We start from the raw sequence: 17,370 nt of genomic DNA, 5'->3' as shown, positions 1-17,370 counted from the left end.
GTGTTGCGACGGGCGCTCGCGGTCTCGACCCTGGGCTATACCTTGAAGCGGGATTCAGGGAGAGAACCGCCATGAACAGAGTTTCGCTGCTTGCCGCCGCCCTGTTGTTGCCGATGCCCAATCACGCGCTTCGTCTGATGAGCGACCAGGATCTGCTGAGCATCCATCGCTTCGTCAGCCATCTCGGACCGGCCGGCACGCCGGCACCCGCCTTCGTACCGCCACCCGGCAAGCCTGCCGGGCCGCTTGTGGTATTTCCTTCCCCCGCTCCCTGAGCCAGCAAACGGTCATAAAAAAACCGGGGCCCCTTCAGGCCCCGGTCCCGGTCACGCAGATCGAACGGACTGTCATTCGACCTGCGCTTCCACCTCGGCTTCCACGCGACGGTTGATGGCGCGGCCGGCCTCGGTGGCGTTGTCCGCCACCGGACGAGTTTCGCCATAGCCGATCGAATCCACGCGGTTGCCCGAAATGCCGTACTGGTCGACCAGTACGTTGCGCACGGAACGTGCGCGGCGGTCGGAGAGGTCCTGGTTGTAGGCCTCGGTACCGATCGAGTCGGTGTGGCCTTCCACCACGGTGGTCGTTTGCGGGAACTGTTGCATGAATTCCGCCAGGTTGCGGATATCGTCGTAGCTGTCCTCGCGCACCACGTCCTTGTCGAAATCGAACTTCACATCCAGTTCGACCCGCACCGTCTCAGGAATGGGCTCAGCTTCGACCACAGGCTCATAGACCGGCTCGGGCTCGGCCTGGGCAACTTCCTGACGACCACCGCCGAAGTTCAAGCCTACACCGACGCCTGCCATCCACTCGCTGTTGCCCTGGTCGATGTTGTGCATGCCATCCACCCCGGCCCGGGCGAAGAAGTTCTCGCTGAAGTAGACCTTCACCCCCGCGCCGACGTTGGCGAAGGTGCTGCGGTCTCGCCCGCTGCGCTCCGCCTGGCCGATGCTCTGGTGGGCCATACCGGCCGACAGGTAGGGACGTACGCCAGGGCCCGGCTCACCGAAGTGATAGACCGCATCTAGCGAGGTCAAACTGCCCTTGATGTTCTTGTAACGCCCATCGACCGTGACCGGATCGTCCGAGGTGAGATCGTGGTATTCGCCGTGAGAAATGCCCAGGGAGACGTCATCCGTGAGGAAGTAGCTAGCCCCGGCCCCGTAAAGCTCGCCTTCGCTTTCGATGTTGCGGCGGCTATCGGGGTAGTACTGCTTGGCAAACACTTCCACCTCGACGGCGCCCTGGCCCTGAGCCAACGCGTGCGCGGAGGTCGCGGCGACAACAGCACCAATGACCGCGCCTAAGGTGTTTTTGAGCCTCATCCGTAAATCCCCATCTGAATGGTATGGATGGCTCCCCAGAAACAGGGGAGTCACCATTCAGAGAGGCGGATGGGTTACAAAGTTTCCGCGCTGGCGAATTTTTCGCGCATACGGTCCAGCGCGCGCTTGTAGCGCATCTTGGTGGCGCTGAGGCCCATGTGCATGATGTCGGCGATTTCCTGGAACTCCAGCTCGGCGACAAAACGCAGGATGAGGATTTCCCGGTCGATGGGATTCACATGCACCAGCCAGCGATCCAGGCCACCCTTGTCCTCGACTTTCGGTGTCTTCTCCTCCGAGGCCTCTTCCATGGGTTCCAGGCTGAGGGCATCGATTAGCCGACGCTTACGCCGCTCCTTGCGGTACTGGGTGATGCACTCGTTGTAGGTGATGCTGTACAGCCACGTCTTGAACTTGGACTTGCCTTCGAAGTTTTTCAGGCCGTAGAGCACCTTGAGCATCACTTCCTGGCAGACGTCATCGGCGTCCCGATCGTTACCGAGGTACCGCGCACAGACGTTGAACAGCGTGCGCTGGTAGCGCCGCATCAACTCTTCGTAGGCGCGGGTGATATGGAAGAGTTCCTGGTGCGCGCGCGCCACCAGCTCTTCGTCAGAGAGCTCGCGGGGGTCGTAGCGCTGGCCGGGGTGCTGGACTTTGTTCAAAACGAATCGTCGGCGATTGAGGCGGATGCGCGGCGAGCGACCGGGCGGTCGTCGCGGCGCAATAAGATAACAGGATTTGCCGCCTCAACGGCTGTTGACGCGATGTTCGAGCAGCGTCTTATTGGCTATTGACACCAAATCCCCATCCGAGGTGACCAGGATGGTCTTCACCGTACCGATTTCCTCGATCTGCCCCTGGATGTCGCCGACCTGGATATCCTGGCCCACCTCATACAGCTCGCGCACGTAGATGCCAGCGAGGATCTGCCCGGCGATCTCGCGGCTGCCCAGCCCCAAGGCCAGCGCAGCGGCCAGGCCGACTGAGATCAGGACGATGGCAATGACGGTGTTGAGCAGGTCGGTCTTCACCTCCAGCTGGCCGATGGCCACCGAGATACTGATGATGATGACCATGGCCTGGGCGACACGACCGAGACTGGCAGCGTAATCCAGGCCCACGCTTTCCGCGGCTCCGCGCACCAGGCCGTTGACCAGTTGCGCCAGCAGCACACCGGCCAGCAGTACCAGGGCTGCACCGAAGACCTTGGGCAGGTACAGGGCGAACACGTCGAGGGTAGCTGAGACACGTTGCAGGCCCAGGGAATCGGCAGCCGACACCAGGAACACCAGCAGCACGAACCAGTAGACGATCTTGCCGATCAGGGTGGAAACCGGCACCTGGATGCCGATGCGCGCCATCATCTTGGTCAGGCCGGTGCCGGCCATCAGTCGGTCCAGGCCCAACTTGGCCAGCAACTTGGACAGCAGCGTGTCCAGCAGCTTGGCCACCACGAAGCCCAGCAACAGCACCACCAGGGCGCCGAACAGGCGCGGGATGAAAGCCGCCACCGAGCCCCACATGGTGCTCATGGCGTTGACGAGGCTCTGGGTCCAGGGATCGAATTCCATCTTCATTCAGCCTTTTCAGCACAGCGTTTGGTGGCGGCATGGCCCGATTCCACGTTCCGGGAACCGGCATTCAGTGCGATCATCAGGGCCTCGAACCAGTTGCCCATCAGCGAGAACAGATCGCCGACGCCCACCTGACGATTGGCGGTCTTGAGCACGCGATCGAGGGTCGCATCGTCGTCATGCTGGGACGACGGTGCGTTCTTGAGCAGATCACGCAGGGATTCTTCGAAGGGGTCGTGCATGCGCACCTCCGCGGAGTACAAACGGGTAGACGCGGCGGGACAACCGAGGGTCACAGCAGGGCAAGCGCTCCGGCCAGAGGCGCGGAGCGCTAAGATCCGATCGAACCTACTCGGGCATGCTCAGCGGTTCAGGGGAAACGATGATGCCGTTGTTGTCGGCATACACGTACTGGCCAGGGCGGAAGGTCACGCCGGCAAAGGTAACGACCACGTTCAGGTCGCCAATGCCGCGCTTGTCGGTTTTCATCGGATGGCTCGCCAACGCCTGGATGCCCAGCTCGGTCTGCGCCAGCACGTCGACGTCGCGTACGCAGCCGTAGACGATGATGCCTTCCCAGCCATTCTTCGCCGCCTTCTCGGCCAGCATGTCGCCCAGTAGGGCGCGACGCAGCGAGCCGCCACCATCCACGACCAGCACCTTGCCTTCACCAGGCAGGTCGACCTGCTCCTTGACCAGCGAGTTGTCCTCGAAGCACTTCACGGTGACGATCTGACCACCGAAGGAGTCGCGGCCGCCGAAGTTGGCGAACATCGGCTCGACGACCTGAACCAGATCCGGGTAGGCGTCGCACAGGTCAGGGGTGACGTATTGCATGCTGAACTCCTTGAGATGGTGCTGCTGCGGGGGCGCACATCTTAGCCGCAGCGATCCCCTTTAGCACAGGGCTTCGCGCGTGGCACACCCCTGAACTTCCGCCGAGGTGCTCGCCTGGCGCCGCAGCCAGTCGGTCAGCAATGGCCAGACCTCGCGTTGCGCCGTCTTGCTGATGAGCATTTCCACATGGCCGAAGGGGCTGGAGAAGCCATTCCGGGGGCCGAGGCACAGGTGCTCGCGACTGGCCGAACCGAACTGGCGCAGCAGACGCTCGCAAGCCGCCGGCGGATCCTGACGATCCCCCTCGGCGGAAACCGCCAGCACCGGAATACGCACCGTGGCCAGGCCCTGCCACCAGTTTTCCCGCCCGCAGCCGAAGCGACCGAACAGTCCATGCCAGCGCAGGGCGTCGCGCGCCACGCCGATCGGCTCGTCCTCGGGTCCGCGCCCCAGTCGCATGCCGGACAGATGCGGCAGGCAGCCCAGCAGCAAGTGCCCGCCCCACGCCACCGGCGGAAACTTCAACGGCAGGTACAAGCGACTGACCTGACTGCCGAACAGCGCCAGCGAGGCTGCGCTGTGCTGGTCCAGATAACCACCGCCCGCGGCAGCGGCGAGCACCACCCCGCCGAGCGAATGGCCCATCCAGTGCGGTGTCTGCCCGGTCTGTTCCATGACGAAGGCGGCGATGGCGGGGAGGTCGTAGCGCGCATAGTCGACCACTCGATTGTGCCGGTAGCTCCGGTTGCGCGGCGAAAGACCATGCCCGCGCATTTCCGGAATCCACACATCGAAGCCGGCCCGGGCCAGGTGCGCGCCAAAACCAATGCCCTTGGGCGAGTACCAGAAACGCCGGTTGGTGAAGGTGCCGTGCAGCAGGATCGCAGGTACGCCCCGGCCCCCCTGTACATCGGCGCGCCCCAGGCGGGTGACCGCCAGCTCGACGCTGGCATCGGGACTGTTGCGTGGTTTGAGAAGGTAGACGTCCTCGCTCAGGTCGCCGCGGAGTTCGGCGCCGAGCAGGGAGACAGGAAAGAGTCGGCTGCTGCTTTGCATTACAGGGTTCTATCGCGTGGATATGAAAAGGGCGGGTTCAGACCCGCCCTTCCAGTATGGTCAAAGCGCTCAGATTTGCCCTTCGGCGAGGAAGAACCAGGTATCAAGAACGGAATCCGGATTCAGCGACACGCTCTCGATGCCCTGCTCCATCAGCCAGCGGGCCAGATCCGGGTGGTCGGATGGGCCCTGGCCGCAGATGCCGATGTACTTGTCCGCCTTGCGGCAGGCCTGGATGGCACTGGAAAGCAGCTTCTTGACCGCCGGGTTACGCTCGTCGAACAGGTGGGCGATGATCCCGGAGTCGCGGTCCAGGCCCAGGGTCAGCTGGGTCATGTCGTTGGAACCTATGGAGAAACCGTCGAAATACTCGAGGAACTCGTCGGCCAGCAGCGCGTTGGAGGGCAGCTCGCACATCATGATCACGCGCAGGCCGTTCTCGCCGCGCTTGAGGCCGTACTGGGCCAGCAGGTCGACCACCTGGGAGGCTTCGCCGAGGGTACGTACGAACGGCACCATCAGTTCGACGTTGGTCAGGCCCATCTCGTCGCGCACCTTGCGCATGGCCCGGCATTCCAGCTCGAAGCAGTCGCGGAACGACTCGCTGATGTAGCGCGAGGCGCCACGGAAGCCCAGCATCGGGTTCTCTTCCTCGGGCTCGTAGAGCTTGCCGCCGATCAGGTTGGCGTATTCGTTGGACTTGAAGTCCGACAGGCGCACGATGACCTTCTTCGGCCAGAAAGCGGCGGCCAGGGTGCTGACCCCTTCCACCAGCTTCTCGACGTAGAAGCTCACCGGATCGGCGTAGCCGGCGGTGCGCTTCTGCACGCTTTCCTTGATGTCGGCCGGCAGGCTGGCGAAGTTCAGCAGCGCCTTGGGGTGCACGCCGATCATGCGGTTGATGATGAACTCCAGCCGCGCCAGGCCGACACCGGCGTTGGGCAGCTGGGCGAAATCAAAGGCGCGGTCCGGGTTGCCGACGTTCATCATGATCTTGAAAGGCAGCTCGGGCATGGCATCGACGGAGTTCTTGCGTACGTCGAAGCCCAGCTGGCCTTCGAAGATGAAGCCGGTATCACCTTCGGCGCAGGAGACGGTGACGCCCTGGCCGTCCTTCAGCACGTGGGTGGCATTGCCGCAGCCCACCACCGCCGGAATGCCCAGCTCGCGGGCAATGATCGCCGCGTGGCAGGTGCGCCCACCGCGGTTGGTGACGATGGCGCTGGCGCGCTTCATGATCGGTTCCCAGTCCGGGTCGGTCATGTCGGAGACCAGCACGTCGCCCGGCTGCACCTTGTCCATCTCGGACACGTCGTGGATCACGCGCACGGGACCGGCGCCGATGCGCTGGCCGATAGCGCGGCCCTCGACCAGCACGGTGCCCTTTTCCTTGAGCAGGTAGCGCTCCATGACGGTGGCGCTGGCGCGGCTTTTCACGGTTTCCGGGCGGGCCTGCACGATGTACAGCTGGCCGTCGTCACCGTCCTTAGCCCACTCGATGTCCATCGGGCGGCCGTAGTGCTTCTCGATGATCAGCGCCTGGCGTGCCAGGTTGGCGACCTCCTCGTCGCTGATGGCGAAGCGCGCGCGCTCCTCGCGGGCCACGTCGACGGTCTTCACCGACTTGCCGGCCTTGCCTTCGTCGCCATAGACCATCTTGATGGCCTTGCTGCCCAGGTTGCGACGCAGGATAGCCGGGCGGCCGGCTTCCAGGGTCTGCTTGTGGACATAGAATTCGTCGGGGTTCACCGCGCCCTGCACCACGGTCTCGCCCAGGCCGTAGGCGGCGGTGATGAACACCACGTCACGGAAGCCGGACTCGGTATCCAGGGTGAACATCACACCAGCGGCGCCGGTTTCCGAGCGCACCATGCGCTGTACACCGGCGGACAGGGCCACCAGCTTGTGGTCGAAGCCCTGGTGCACGCGGTAGGCGATGGCGCGGTCGTTGAACAGAGAGGCGAACACTTCCTTGGCGGCACGGATCACGTTGTCCACGCCACGGATGTTCAGGAAGGTTTCCTGCTGGCCGGCGAAGGAGGCGTCCGGCAGGTCTTCGGCGGTGGCCGAGGAGCGCACGGCAACCGCCATATGTTCGTTGCCGCCGCTCATTTCGGCGAAGGCCTTGCGAATGTCGGCGTCCAGCTGGGCAGGGAATTCGGCGTCCATCACCCACTGGCGGATCTGCGCGCCGGTCCTGGCCAGGGCATTGACGTCATCGACGTCCAGCGCATCCAGCGCGGAGTGAATACGATCGTTCAGACCGCTTTGCTCGAGGAAATCACGATAGGCCTGGGCCGTGGTGGCGAACCCGCCGGGGACGGAAACACCGGCACCCGCCAGGTTGCTGATCATTTCGCCCAGGGAGGCGTTCTTGCCCCCTACCCGCTCGACATCGTGGTTGCCGAGCTTATCGAGGGAAACTACGTACTCAACCAAGGTGATTTCTCCACGCTGTAGGGGAATGCTGCCAGCGGATTGTGTCCGCACCGGTGTGGCCTGCCCCGGGGAAATAGGTAAGAATGCCAGCCGTCTAGCTATGGCACAGCCCGGCTATGATAGCCAAGAATCGCTTTCACCTTAAGGCTTTCGGCGTATGAAACGAACCGCTTTCTTCATCTCTGACGGAACAGGCATCACCGCCGAAACCCTTGGACAGAGCCTGCTTGCCCAGTTCGAGAACATCCAGTTCCAGAAACTCACCCGCCCCTACATAGACACGCCCGCCAAGGCTCAGGCCATGGTTCAGCAGATCGATCTGGCCACCGAGCGCGACGGTTGCCGGCCGATCATTTTCGATACCATCGTGAACCAGGAGATCCGCGACATCTTGGCGCAGTCGAGTGGCTTCATGATCGACATCTTTTCCTGTTTCCTGTCGCCGCTTGAGCAGGAATTGAGCGCCAGCTCGTCCTATTCGGTGGGCAAGTCGCACGCCATAGGCCACTCCGCCAACTACATGGAGCGCATCGAGGCGGTGAACTTTGCCCTCGACAACGACGACGGCGCCCGCACCCACTACTACGACAAGGCCGACCTGATCCTGGTGGGCGTGTCACGCTGCGGCAAGACGCCCACCTGCCTGTACATGGCCATGCAGTACGGCATCCGCGCCGCCAACTATCCGCTGACCGAAGAGGACATGGAGCGCTTGCAACTGCCGGCAGCCCTCAAGGTGCACAAGCAGAAGCTGTTCGGCCTGACCATCGACCCGGACCGGCTGACCGCCATTCGCCATGAGCGCAAGCCCAACAGCCGCTACGCCAGCTTCGCCCAGTGCGAGTTCGAGGTGCGCGAAGTGGAGAAGCTGTTCCAGCGCGAGAACATCCCGTGCCTGAATACCACGCATTTCTCGGTGGAGGAGATCTCCGCCAAGATCCTGGTGGAGATGGGCGTGGAGCGCCGTCTCAAGTAGAGCGCCCGAACAAACGAAAAAGCCGGCCCCAGGCCGGCTTTTTCGTTCTCGCAAACAGGTAATCAGAACGCGTCGCCCGGCACCCGCACCCAGCCTTCCATGAGGATGCGCGCGCTGCGGCTCATGATGGCCTTGGTCACCGTCCAGTTACCGTCGATCTGCTTCGCTTCGGCACCGACTCGCAGCGTGCCGGAGGGATGGCCGAAGCGCACGGCCTGGCGCTCACCACCGCCGGCAGCCAGGTTCACCAGCGTGCCGGGCACCGCCGCCGCCGTGCCGATGGCCACCGCGCAGGTGCCCATCATGGCGTGGTGCAGCTTGCCCATGGACAGGGCACGCACCAGCAGGTCGACCTCGCCGGCCTCGATGGTCTTGCCGCTGGATGCCTTGTAGGTTTTCGGCGGGGAAACGAAGGCAATCTTCGGCGTGTGCTGGCGGGTCAACGCCTCTTCGGCCGTCTTGATCAGCCCCATGCGCAGCGCACCGGCCACGCGGATCTTTTCGAAGCGCGCCAGCTGGGCGGGGTCGCCGTTGATGTCCTCGCGCAGCTCGGTGCCCTGGTAGCCGATGTCCTCGGCGTTGACGAACACCGTGGGAATGCCGGCGCTGATCATGGTGGCCTTGAAGGTGCCGACGCCGGGCACTTCCAGGTCGTCGACCAGGTTGCCGGTGGGGAACATCGAGCCGCCCTCCTCGCCATCGTCGGACGGGTCGAGGAATTCCAGCACGATCTCCGCCGCCGGGAAGGTCACTCCGTCCAGCTCGAAATCGCCGGTCTCCTGCACCTGGCCGTTGGTGACAGGCACGTGGGCGATGATGGTTTTCTGGATATTGGCCTGCCAAATGCGCACCACGCAGGTGCCGTTCTGGGGAATGCGCGCAGGATCGATCAGCCCGGCGTGGATGGCGAAGGCGCCGGCCGCGGTGGACAGGTTGCCGCAGTTGCCGCTCCAGTCGACGAAGGCCTTGTCGATGGAGATCTGGCCATAGAGGTAATCCACATCGTGCCCGGGCTGGCTGCTTTTCGACAGGATCACGCACTTACTGGTGCTGGAAGTGGCGCCGCCCATGCCGTCGATGTGCGCGGCATAGGGATCGGGGCTGCCGATCACGCGCATGAACAGCTGGTCACGGGCCGCGCCCGGCACCTGGCAGCGCTCGGGCAGGTCCTGCAGACGGAAGAACACGCCCTTGCTGGTACCGCCACGGATGTAGGTGGCGGGGATTCGAATCTGAGGTTGATGAGCCATTACGCTGCTCCAGATGAAAAGTGAAGCGGCCCCTCAGGGCCGCCTCGTTCGTTGCTTAGGCGTTGCCTTCCAGGAAGTCCTTGGCGAAGCGCTGCAGCACCCCACCCGCCTCGTAGATCGACACCTCCTCGGCGGTGTCCAGACGGCAGGTCACCGGCACCTTGAGGCTTTCGCCGTTGGTGCGGTGGATGACCAGGGTCAGGTCGGCACGCGGCTTGCGCTCGCCGATCACGTCGAAGGTTTCGGTGCCGTCGATGCCCAGGGTCTTGCGGGTGGTGCCCGGCTTGAACTCCAGCGGCAGCACGCCCATGCCGATCAGGTTGGTGCGATGGATGCGCTCGAAGCCTTCGGCGACGATGGCTTCCACGCCGGCCAGACGCACGCCCTTGGCCGCCCAGTCGCGGGACGAGCCCTGACCGTAGTCGGCGCCGGCGATGATGATCAGCGGCTGCTTGCGCTCCATGTAGGTCTCGATGGCCTCCCACATGCGCATGACGGTGCCGTCCGGCTCGACGCGCGCCAGGGAGCCCTTCTTCACCTGGCCGTCGACCACGGCCATCTCGTTGACCAGCTGCGGGTTGGCGAAGGTGGCGCGTTGCGCGGTCAGGTGGTCGCCACGGTGGGTGGCGTAGGAGTTGAAGTCCTCCTCCGGCAGGCCCATCTTCGCCAGGTATTCGCCGGCGGCCGAGTCGGCCAGGATGGCGTTGGACGGCGACAGGTGGTCGGTGGTGATGTTGTCCGGCAGCACCGCCAGCGGGCGCATGCCCTTGAGGGTGCGTTCACCGGCCAGCGCGCCTTCCCAGTACGGCGGACGACGGATGTAGGTGGACATCGGGCGCCAGTCGTACAGCGGGCTCTTGGCCTCTTCCACGCTGCCCAGGTCGAACATCGGGATGTAGACCTGCTTGAACTGCTCCGGCTTGACGCAGGCGGCGACGATGGCGTCGATCTCCTCGTCGCTCGGCCACAGGTCCTTCAGCGTGATGGCCTTGCCGTTCTTGTCATGGCCCAGCACGTCCTGCTCGATGTCGAAGCGTACGGTACCGGCGATGGCGTAGGCGACCACCAGCGGCGGCGAGGCCAGGAAGGCCTGCTTGGCGTACGGGTGGATGCGGCCGTCGAAGTTGCGGTTGCCGGACAGCACGGCGGTAGCGTACAGGTCGCGGTCGATGATTTCCTGCTGGATCTTCGGGTCCAGCGCGCCGGACATGCCGTTGCAGGTGGTGCAGGCGTAGGCGACGATGCCGAAGCCGAGCTTTTCCAGTTCCGGCAGCAGGCCGGCTTCTTCCAAGTACAGCTTGGCGACCTTGGAACCCGGCGCGAAGGACGTCTTCACCCAGGGCTTGCGCACCAGGCCCAACGCGTTGGCCTTCTTGGCCACGAGGCCGGCGGCGACCACGTTGCGCGGGTTGGACGTGTTGGTGCAGCTGGTGATGGCGGCGATGATCACCGCGCCATCGGGCAGCAGACCCTTTTCCTCTTCGGCGCGCGCGGCGGCCAACATGGCTTCGTCGGCGATGCCGCGCTCATGCAGTGCCGAGGTCGGCAGGCGCTTGTGCGGGTTGCTCGGGCCGGCCATGTTGCGCACGACGGTGGACAGGTCGAAGGTCAGCACGCGCTCGTACTCGGCGCCTTCCAGCGCGGTCGCCCAGAGGCCGGTAGTCTTGGCGTAGTTCTCGACCAGCGCCACCTGCTCCGGCTCGCGACCGGTCAGCTTGAGGTAGTCGATGGTCTGCTGGTCGATATAGAACATCGCCGCAGTGGCGCCGTATTCCGGGCACATGTTGGAGATGGTGGCGCGGTCGCCGATCGACAGGCTGTCGGCGCCTTCGCCGAAGAACTCCACCCAGGCACCCACCACGCGCTCCTTGCGCAGGAATTCGGTCAGGGCCAGCACGATGTCGGTGGCGGTGATACCCGGCTGGCGCTTGCCGGTCAGTTTGACGCCAACGATGTCGGGCAGGCGCATCATCGAAGCGCGGCCGAGCATCACGGTCTCGGCTTCCAGGCCGCCGACGCCGATGGCGATCACGCCCAGGGCATCCACGTGCGGGGTATGGGAGTCGGTGCCGACGCAGGTGTCCGGGAAGGCCACGCCACCGCGGGCCTGGATCACCGGCGACATCTTCTCCAGGTTGATCTGGTGCATGATGCCGTTGCCGGCGGGGATCACGTCGACGTTCTTGAATGCGGTCTTGGTCCACTCGATGAAGTGGAAACGGTCTTCGTTGCGGCGCTCTTCCACGGCGCGGTTCTTCTCGAACGCGTCCGGGTCGAAGCCGGCGTATTCGACGGCCAGCGAGTGGTCGACGATCAGTTGGGTCGGCACCACCGGGTTGACCTTGGCCGGGTCGCCACCCTGTTCGGCGATCGCGTCACGCAACCCCGCCAGGTCGACCAGCGCGGTCTGACCGAGGATGTCGTGGCAGACCACGCGGGCCGGATACCAGGGGAAGTCCAGGTCGCGCTTGCGCTCGATCAGCTGCTTGAGCGCATCGGTCAGCAGCGCCGGATCGCAGCGGCGCACCAGCTGCTCGGCCAGCACGCGCGAGGTGTACGGCAGTTTTTCGTAGGCGCCGGGCTGGATGGCGTCGACCGCCGCGCGGGTGTCGAAGTAATCCAGCGCGGTGCCGGGCAGGGATTTGCGGAATGCGGTGTTCATGCCATGGACTCGATGGGGTGATGAGTAAAACGGAGCAGGCAGGGCCTGTCAGCGGGCCCTGCCTTCTCCAATCAGCGCTGTGCCATGGGCGGCACGGCGCGCGGCTCGACACCGATGTACTCGGCGCTCGGGCGGATGATGCGGTTGTTGCTGCGCTGTTCGAACACGTGGGCGGCCCAGCCGGTAACCCGCGAGCAGACGAAGATCGGGGTGAACAGCTTGGTGGGAATGCCCATGAACCGGTAGGCGGAGGCGTGGTAGAAGTCGGCGTTGGGGAACAGTTTCTTGCGCTCCCACATCAGCTCGTCGATGGCCACGGAGATCGGGAAGATCATGGTGTCACCGACCTCCTCGGCCAGTTGCTTCGACCAGACCTTGATCACCTCGTTGCGCGGGTCGGAAATGCTGTAGATCGCGTGACCGAAGCCCATGATCTTCTCCTTGCGCTCCATCATCCGCTCCAGCTCGGCGACGGCTTCGGCCGGCGTCTTGAAGCGGTCGATCAGGTCCATCGCTGCCTCGTTGGCGCCGCCGTGCAGCGGGCCGCGCAGCGAACCGATCGCACCGGTGATGCAGGAGTACAGGTCGGACAGGGTCGAGGCGCAGACGCGACCGGTGAAGGTCGACGCGTTGAATTCGTGCTCGGCGTAGAGGATCAGCGAGACGTTCATCACCTTGCGGTGCAGCTCGCTGGGTGACTTGTCGTGCAGCAGGGCGAGGAAATGGCTGGCCAGGTCCGGCTCACCGGTGACGCAGTTGATGCGCACGCCATCATGGGTGTAGCGGTACCAGTAGCACATGATCGCCGGGAAGGCCGCCAGCAGGCGGTCGGCGATGTCGAGCTGCTGCTCGAAGCTGTGCTCGGGCTCCAGGGTGCCGAGCATCGAGCAACCGGTGCGCATCACGTCCATGGGGTGGGCGTCGGCAGGAATGCGCTCAAGCACTTCCTTGAGCGCCTGCGGCAGGTCGCACAGCCCCTGCAGGCGGCGCACATAGGCCTCCAGCTGGGCGGCATTGGGCAGTTCGCCGTAGAGCAGCAGGTAGGCGACTTCCTCAAACTGACAGTCCTTGGCCAGCTCACGCACATCGTAGCCACGGTAAGTCAGGCCGGCGCCTTCCTTGCCAACGGTGGACAGGGTGGTCTGTCCGGCGATCTGCCCACGCAGACCCGCACCGCTCAGTACTTTTGCTTCAGCCATTGCTCTCTCCTTATTGAATTTGTTCTGGATACTGCAAATTGCCTCAGGCGCGACCCAGGCTGATGGGCCGCACGGTTCTCTTCCTCAGCCCTTCTTCTGCGCAAACAGCGCGTCGAGACTCTGCTCGTAGGCGTGGTAGTTGATGCGGTCGTACAGCTCCATGCGCGTCTGCATGGTATCGATCACGTTCTTCTGGGTGCCGTCGCGGCGAATAGCGGTATAGACGTTCTCGGCAGCCTTGTTCATGGCGCGGAACGCCGACAGCGGGTAGAGCACCAGGGAGACGTCCACGGAGGCAAGCTCCTCGGTGGTGTACAGCGGCGTGGCACCGAATTCGGTGATGTTGGCCAGGATCGGCGCTTTCACGCGGTCGGCGAAGGTCTTGTACATGGCCAACTCGGTGATCGCCTCGGGAAAGACCATGTCGGCACCGGCCTCGACACAGGCGGCGGCACGATCCAGCGCGGCGTTCAGACCTTCCACGGCCAGCGCGTCGGTGCGCGCCATGATCACGAAGCTGTCATCGGTGCGCGCGTCCACGGCCGCCTTGATGCGGTCGACCATTTCCTGCTGCGAGACGATTTCCTTGTTCGGGCGGTGGCCGCAGCGCTTGGCACCCACCTGATCCTCGATATGGATGGCGGCGGCGCCGAACTTGATCATCGACTTGACGGTGCGCGCCACGTTGAAGGCCGAGGCGCCGAAACCGGTATCCACATCCACCAGCAGCGGCAGGTCGCAGACGTCGGTGATGCGACGCACGTCGGTCAGCACATCGTCCAGGCCGGTGATGCCCAGATCGGGCAGGCCAAGCGAGCCGGCAGCCACGCCGCCTCCGGAGAGATAAATGGCCTTGAAGCCGGCGCGCTTGGCCAGCAGCGCGTGGTTGGCGTTGATGGCGCCCACCACCTGCAGCGGATGTTCAGCGGCCACGGCGTCTCGGAAGCGCTGACCGGGGGTGTTGGAGCTCATGCGTCACCTCTGCTTTGGTTGTCTACCTGTTGTTCCACGTTGCGGCGCGAAGCCGCGATATGTCGGCGCATCAGCAGCTCGGCCAGTTCGCCATCGCCCTCGGCAATGGCTTCGAGAATCCGCTGATGCTCGGCGAAGGCCTGGTGCGGCCGATTCGGCGTGCTGGAGAACTGGATGCGGTACATGCGCACCAGTTGATAGAGATCGCCGCACAGCAGCTGGGACAGCGTGGCATTGCCGCTGGCCTGAATAATGCGGTAGTGGAAGTCGAAGTCGCCTTCCTGCTGGTAGTACCCGCGCCCGGCCTGGAAGGCCTCGTCGCGCTCGTGGGCATCCAGCACCCGGCGCAGTTCGTCGACCTCGGCGCGGGTCATGCGCTGCGCGGCCAGGCGACACGCCATACCTTCGAGGGACTCCCGGATCTGGTACAGCTCCACCAGCTCGCGGGTACCCAGCGAGACCACTCTGGCGCCAGCGTGGGGAACTCTCACCACCAGGCGCTGTCCTTCCAGCCTGTGAATCGCTTCACGCAACGGCCCGCGGCTGATGCCGTAGGTACGCGCCAGCTCAGGCTCGGAGATCTTGCTGCCGGGCTTGATCTCTCCACTGACGATGGCGGCCTGGATACGACGGAACACCTGCTCGGCCAGGGTTTCGCCTTCTTCCGCCACAGACAGCAAGGCTGGTGGGAGCCACTCATTCATTGTCGACAATCCATTTACTAGATGTCTAAAAAATACTCAAAAAAACGGGTCAATGCCAGATCTCAGCAGAAGATTGTCAACACGAGCCCTGCCAAGCCATGCCACCTTGGTCGAGTTGTCTTTCCACCACCCGGTTCACGATCCGCCAGGCGCCGGACTTCCGGCGCCATGGTAGAATTCGCCCCGCTTGTTCCAGGGGGCGTCTCTGCATACCTTCTCCCGCGTTCCACGCGCTTGCCGGTCCGCAGCTGACTCCGGTCGGTTCAGAACCGCCACTGCCTGTACTCCAAGACCTATGAGAATTACGCCTCCCCTCCTTTTCTGCCTGTTGCTCGGCCTGGCCACTGCCAGCACCGCCGATCAGAAAACCATCTATGGTTTGAACGAATACGCCCGGATCATGGATTTCGATCTGGAACTGCCCGCCAAGCTCGACACCGGAGCCATGACCGCCTCGCTCAGTGCCCATCACATCCAGCGCTTCGAACGCGACGGGGAAACCTGGGTGCGTTTTCAGCTTGATAATGGTGACGCGGAAGGCAAACCGATCGAGCGCCCGGTGTCACGCATCAGCCGGATCAAGCGGCGCGCGGGCGATTTCGATCCTGAAGAAGGCAAAAGCTACACCGCGCGCCCGGTTATCGAGCTGCAGCTGTGCATGGGCCAGACCCTGCGCACGATCGAAGTGAACCTGACCGACCGCAGCGCCTTCCAGTACCCCCTGCTGATTGGTTCCGACGCGCTGTCCGAGTTTGCGGCCCTGGTCGATCCCAGCATTAAATACGTGGCCGGCAAGCCTGCCTGCCCTGCCCCAGAAACAACTCCCGGCGAGTAAACAGCTCCATGCGCTCACTGACTCTGCATCTGAAAATTCTCATCACCGTGCTGGTGACGCTGGGGGTGCTGACTACGGCCTACCAGATCTTCGTGCTCGGCATTCCATTGACCGAAGACGAAACCGCGGACCTGTGGAACATCGACGCCCGGGTGGAACTCCAGGCCAACCCCCGCGAGCCAGTGAAGGTGCAGATGTTCGTGCCGCCGCCGGCAGCCAGCCATGTCAGCCTCAACGAGAGCTTCATCTCCAACAACTATGGGGTCAGCGTCAACCGGGTCGATGGCAATCGCCGGGTCACCTGGTCGGCCCGGCGCGCCAGCGGCGATCAGACCTTGTACTACCGGATGGTGCTGACCAAGCGCTACGGGGGTGAGCAGAGCGAGGAAAAAGGGCCGATCTTCCGCGAAAGCATCCCGGTCGAAGGGCCGGAGAAGATCGCCGCCGAAGCGCTGCTGGCCCCCATCCGCCAGCACTCCGCGGATGTGGAGACGTTCATCAGCGAGACCATCAAGCGTGTCAACAACCTGAACGACGACAACGTCGGCCTGCTGCTGGGCGGCGATCGCTCCACGGCAAATAAAGCCCGCGTCATCGATCTGCTGCTGTCCATTGCCCATGTACCCATGGAGCGCGTCAACACGATCCGCCTGGCCAATGGCATCGCACAGACCCCGGAGCTGTGGCTGCGCAGCTACAACGGCACCCAGTGGCTGTACTTCAATCCGGAGACCGGCGAGCAAGGCCTGCCGGCAGACCGGCTGATCTGGTGGTTTGGCGAAGAACCGCTGATCAGCGTGGAGGGCGGGCGCAACCCGCAAGTCGAATTCACGCTGAACAACAGTCAGATCAACGCCATCCGCCTGGCGCAACTGTCGGACGCTCAGGCCCAGGCGGGTTTCCTCGAGTACTCCCTCTACGGGTTGCCGCTGCAGACCCAGCAGACCTACCAGATCATGATCATGATCCCCATCGGCGTACTGATGATCCTGATCCTGCGTAACCTTGGCGGCTTGCAGACGCTGGGCACCTTCACACCAGTGCTGATCGCCCTGGCTTTCCGGGAAACCCAGCTGGGATTCGGCATCCTGCTGTTTACCCTGGTCACGGCGCTGGGCTTGATGCTGCGTTCCTACCTCGAGCACTTGAAACTGCAGATGCTGCCGCGGTTGTCCGTGGTGCTGACCTTCGTGGTGGTGCTCATGGCGGTGATCAGCCTGCTGAGCCACAAGCTGGGCCTGGAGCGCGGCCTGTCGATCGCCCTGTTCCCCATGGTGATCCTGACCATGACCATCGAGCGCCTGTCGATCACCTGGGAAGAACGCGGCGGCGCGCACGCCTTCAAGGTCGCTATCGGCACCCTGGTGGCGGCCACTCTGGCCTACCTGCTGATGACCATTCCGGAGCTGACCTACTTCGTCTTCACCTTCCCTGGCGTGCTGCTGATCATGGTTGCCTTCATGCTGGCGATGGGTCGCTACCGCGGCTACCGGCTGACCGAACTGTTCCGCTTCAAGGCTTTCCTGAAGGACTGA

General features: G+C 63.8%; 16 protein-coding genes. 4 read left to right on the top strand and 12 right to left on the bottom strand.

All coding sequences use genetic code 11. The features are described from left to right. The first annotated feature begins 71 nt into the window (after nt 1-71). Nucleotides 72-275: a hypothetical protein gene (locus tag SF06_RS18360; RefSeq protein WP_139326695.1), complete on the top strand. Its 204-nt coding sequence runs from the start codon at nt 72-74 to the stop codon at nt 273-275. A gap of 72 nt (nt 276-347) precedes the next feature. On the opposite strand, the gene SF06_RS12920 is transcribed toward SF06_RS18360, so the two are convergent. The 7 genes from SF06_RS12920 to ppsA all read right to left on the bottom strand — a co-directional run bounded on the left by SF06_RS12920 (nt 348) and on the right by ppsA (nt 7,237). Next, complete coding sequence (locus tag SF06_RS12920) at nt 348-1,328, bottom strand: OmpA family protein (RefSeq protein ID WP_027589781.1); 981 nt, start codon at nt 1,326-1,328, stop codon at nt 348-350. A 74-nt stretch (nt 1,329-1,402) separates the two neighbouring features. Beyond that, nucleotides 1,403-1,993: an RNA polymerase sigma factor SigX gene (gene sigX, locus SF06_RS12915; protein ID WP_027589780.1), complete on the bottom strand. Its 591-nt coding sequence runs from the start codon at nt 1,991-1,993 to the stop codon at nt 1,403-1,405. An 84-nt stretch (nt 1,994-2,077) separates the two neighbouring features. Further along, on the bottom strand, nt 2,078-2,902 hold the full coding sequence (locus SF06_RS12910) for a mechanosensitive ion channel family protein (RefSeq protein ID WP_027589779.1): 825 nt from the start codon (nt 2,900-2,902) through the stop codon (nt 2,078-2,080). Nucleotides 2,903-2,904: 2 nt separating this feature from the next. After that, nucleotides 2,905-3,147: a hypothetical protein gene (locus tag SF06_RS12905; protein WP_027589778.1), complete on the bottom strand. Its 243-nt coding sequence runs from the start codon at nt 3,145-3,147 to the stop codon at nt 2,905-2,907. A gap of 106 nt (nt 3,148-3,253) precedes the next feature. Then, entirely contained in the window at nt 3,254-3,742 is a 489-nt protein-coding gene (rraA, locus tag SF06_RS12900; protein ID WP_027589777.1) for a ribonuclease E activity regulator RraA, read from the bottom strand. Nucleotides 3,743-3,802: 60 nt separating this feature from the next. Beyond that, nucleotides 3,803-4,798: an alpha/beta fold hydrolase gene (locus SF06_RS12895; RefSeq protein ID WP_039561844.1), complete on the bottom strand. Its 996-nt coding sequence runs from the start codon at nt 4,796-4,798 to the stop codon at nt 3,803-3,805. A 69-nt stretch (nt 4,799-4,867) separates the two neighbouring features. After that, on the bottom strand, nt 4,868-7,237 hold the full coding sequence (ppsA, locus tag SF06_RS12890; protein ID WP_039561843.1) for a phosphoenolpyruvate synthase: 2,370 nt from the start codon (nt 7,235-7,237) through the stop codon (nt 4,868-4,870). A gap of 157 nt (nt 7,238-7,394) precedes the next feature. Here ppsA and ppsR point away from each other — a divergent pair, with 157 nt between their 5' ends. Beyond that, nucleotides 7,395-8,213 (top strand): posphoenolpyruvate synthetase regulatory kinase/phosphorylase PpsR, encoded by an 819-nt coding sequence (gene ppsR / locus SF06_RS12885; protein ID WP_027589774.1) that lies wholly within the window; start codon nt 7,395-7,397, stop codon nt 8,211-8,213. Nucleotides 8,214-8,275: 62 nt separating this feature from the next. Here the strand turns inward: ppsR and prpF are convergent, their stop codons facing one another. The 5 genes from prpF to SF06_RS12860 all read right to left on the bottom strand — a co-directional run bounded on the left by prpF (nt 8,276) and on the right by SF06_RS12860 (nt 15,000). Then, a complete protein-coding gene (gene prpF / locus SF06_RS12880; protein ID WP_039561841.1) occupies nt 8,276-9,463 on the bottom strand; it encodes a 2-methylaconitate cis-trans isomerase PrpF in 1,188 nt (395 codons plus the stop codon). Between the two features lie 55 nt (nt 9,464-9,518). After that, nucleotides 9,519-12,125 (bottom strand): Fe/S-dependent 2-methylisocitrate dehydratase AcnD, encoded by a 2,607-nt coding sequence (gene acnD, locus SF06_RS12875; RefSeq protein WP_039561840.1) that lies wholly within the window; start codon nt 12,123-12,125, stop codon nt 9,519-9,521. A 71-nt stretch (nt 12,126-12,196) separates the two neighbouring features. Beyond that, nucleotides 12,197-13,324 carry a bifunctional 2-methylcitrate synthase/citrate synthase gene (gene prpC / locus SF06_RS12870; RefSeq protein ID WP_039561838.1) on the bottom strand — a complete coding sequence of 376 codons (1,128 nt, stop codon included), beginning with the start codon at nt 13,322-13,324 and terminating at the stop codon, nt 12,197-12,199. An 84-nt stretch (nt 13,325-13,408) separates the two neighbouring features. After that, nucleotides 13,409-14,296, bottom strand: a complete 888-nt coding sequence (gene prpB / locus SF06_RS12865; protein ID WP_027589770.1) for a methylisocitrate lyase — start codon at nt 14,294-14,296, stop codon at nt 13,409-13,411. Next, the gene (locus SF06_RS12860; RefSeq protein ID WP_037008614.1) at nt 14,293-15,000 is read right to left on the bottom strand and encodes a GntR family transcriptional regulator; all 708 of its coding nucleotides are present in this window, start codon (nt 14,998-15,000) and stop codon (nt 14,293-14,295) included. Before SF06_RS12860 ends, prpB begins: the two co-directional genes overlap by 4 nt. Nucleotides 15,001-15,295: 295 nt before the next feature. Between SF06_RS12860 and rloA the strand changes: the two genes are divergently transcribed. Both rloA and rloB read left to right on the top strand, forming a co-directional pair. Further along, nucleotides 15,296-15,835, top strand: a complete 540-nt coding sequence (gene rloA / locus SF06_RS12855; protein ID WP_027589768.1) for a retropepsin-like aspartic peptidase RloA — start codon at nt 15,296-15,298, stop codon at nt 15,833-15,835. 8 nt (nt 15,836-15,843) lie between these two features. Continuing rightward, nucleotides 15,844-17,370, top strand: coding sequence for an osmotic stress tolerance membrane protein RloB (rloB, locus tag SF06_RS12850; RefSeq protein WP_027589767.1), 1,527 nt, complete (start codon nt 15,844-15,846; stop codon nt 17,368-17,370).

The sequence above is a fragment of the Pseudomonas flexibilis genome, from assembly GCF_000802425.1.
Classification (GTDB): domain Bacteria; phylum Pseudomonadota; class Gammaproteobacteria; order Pseudomonadales; family Pseudomonadaceae; genus Serpens; species Serpens flexibilis.
This window is presented reverse-complemented; position numbering and strand designations above follow the sequence as displayed.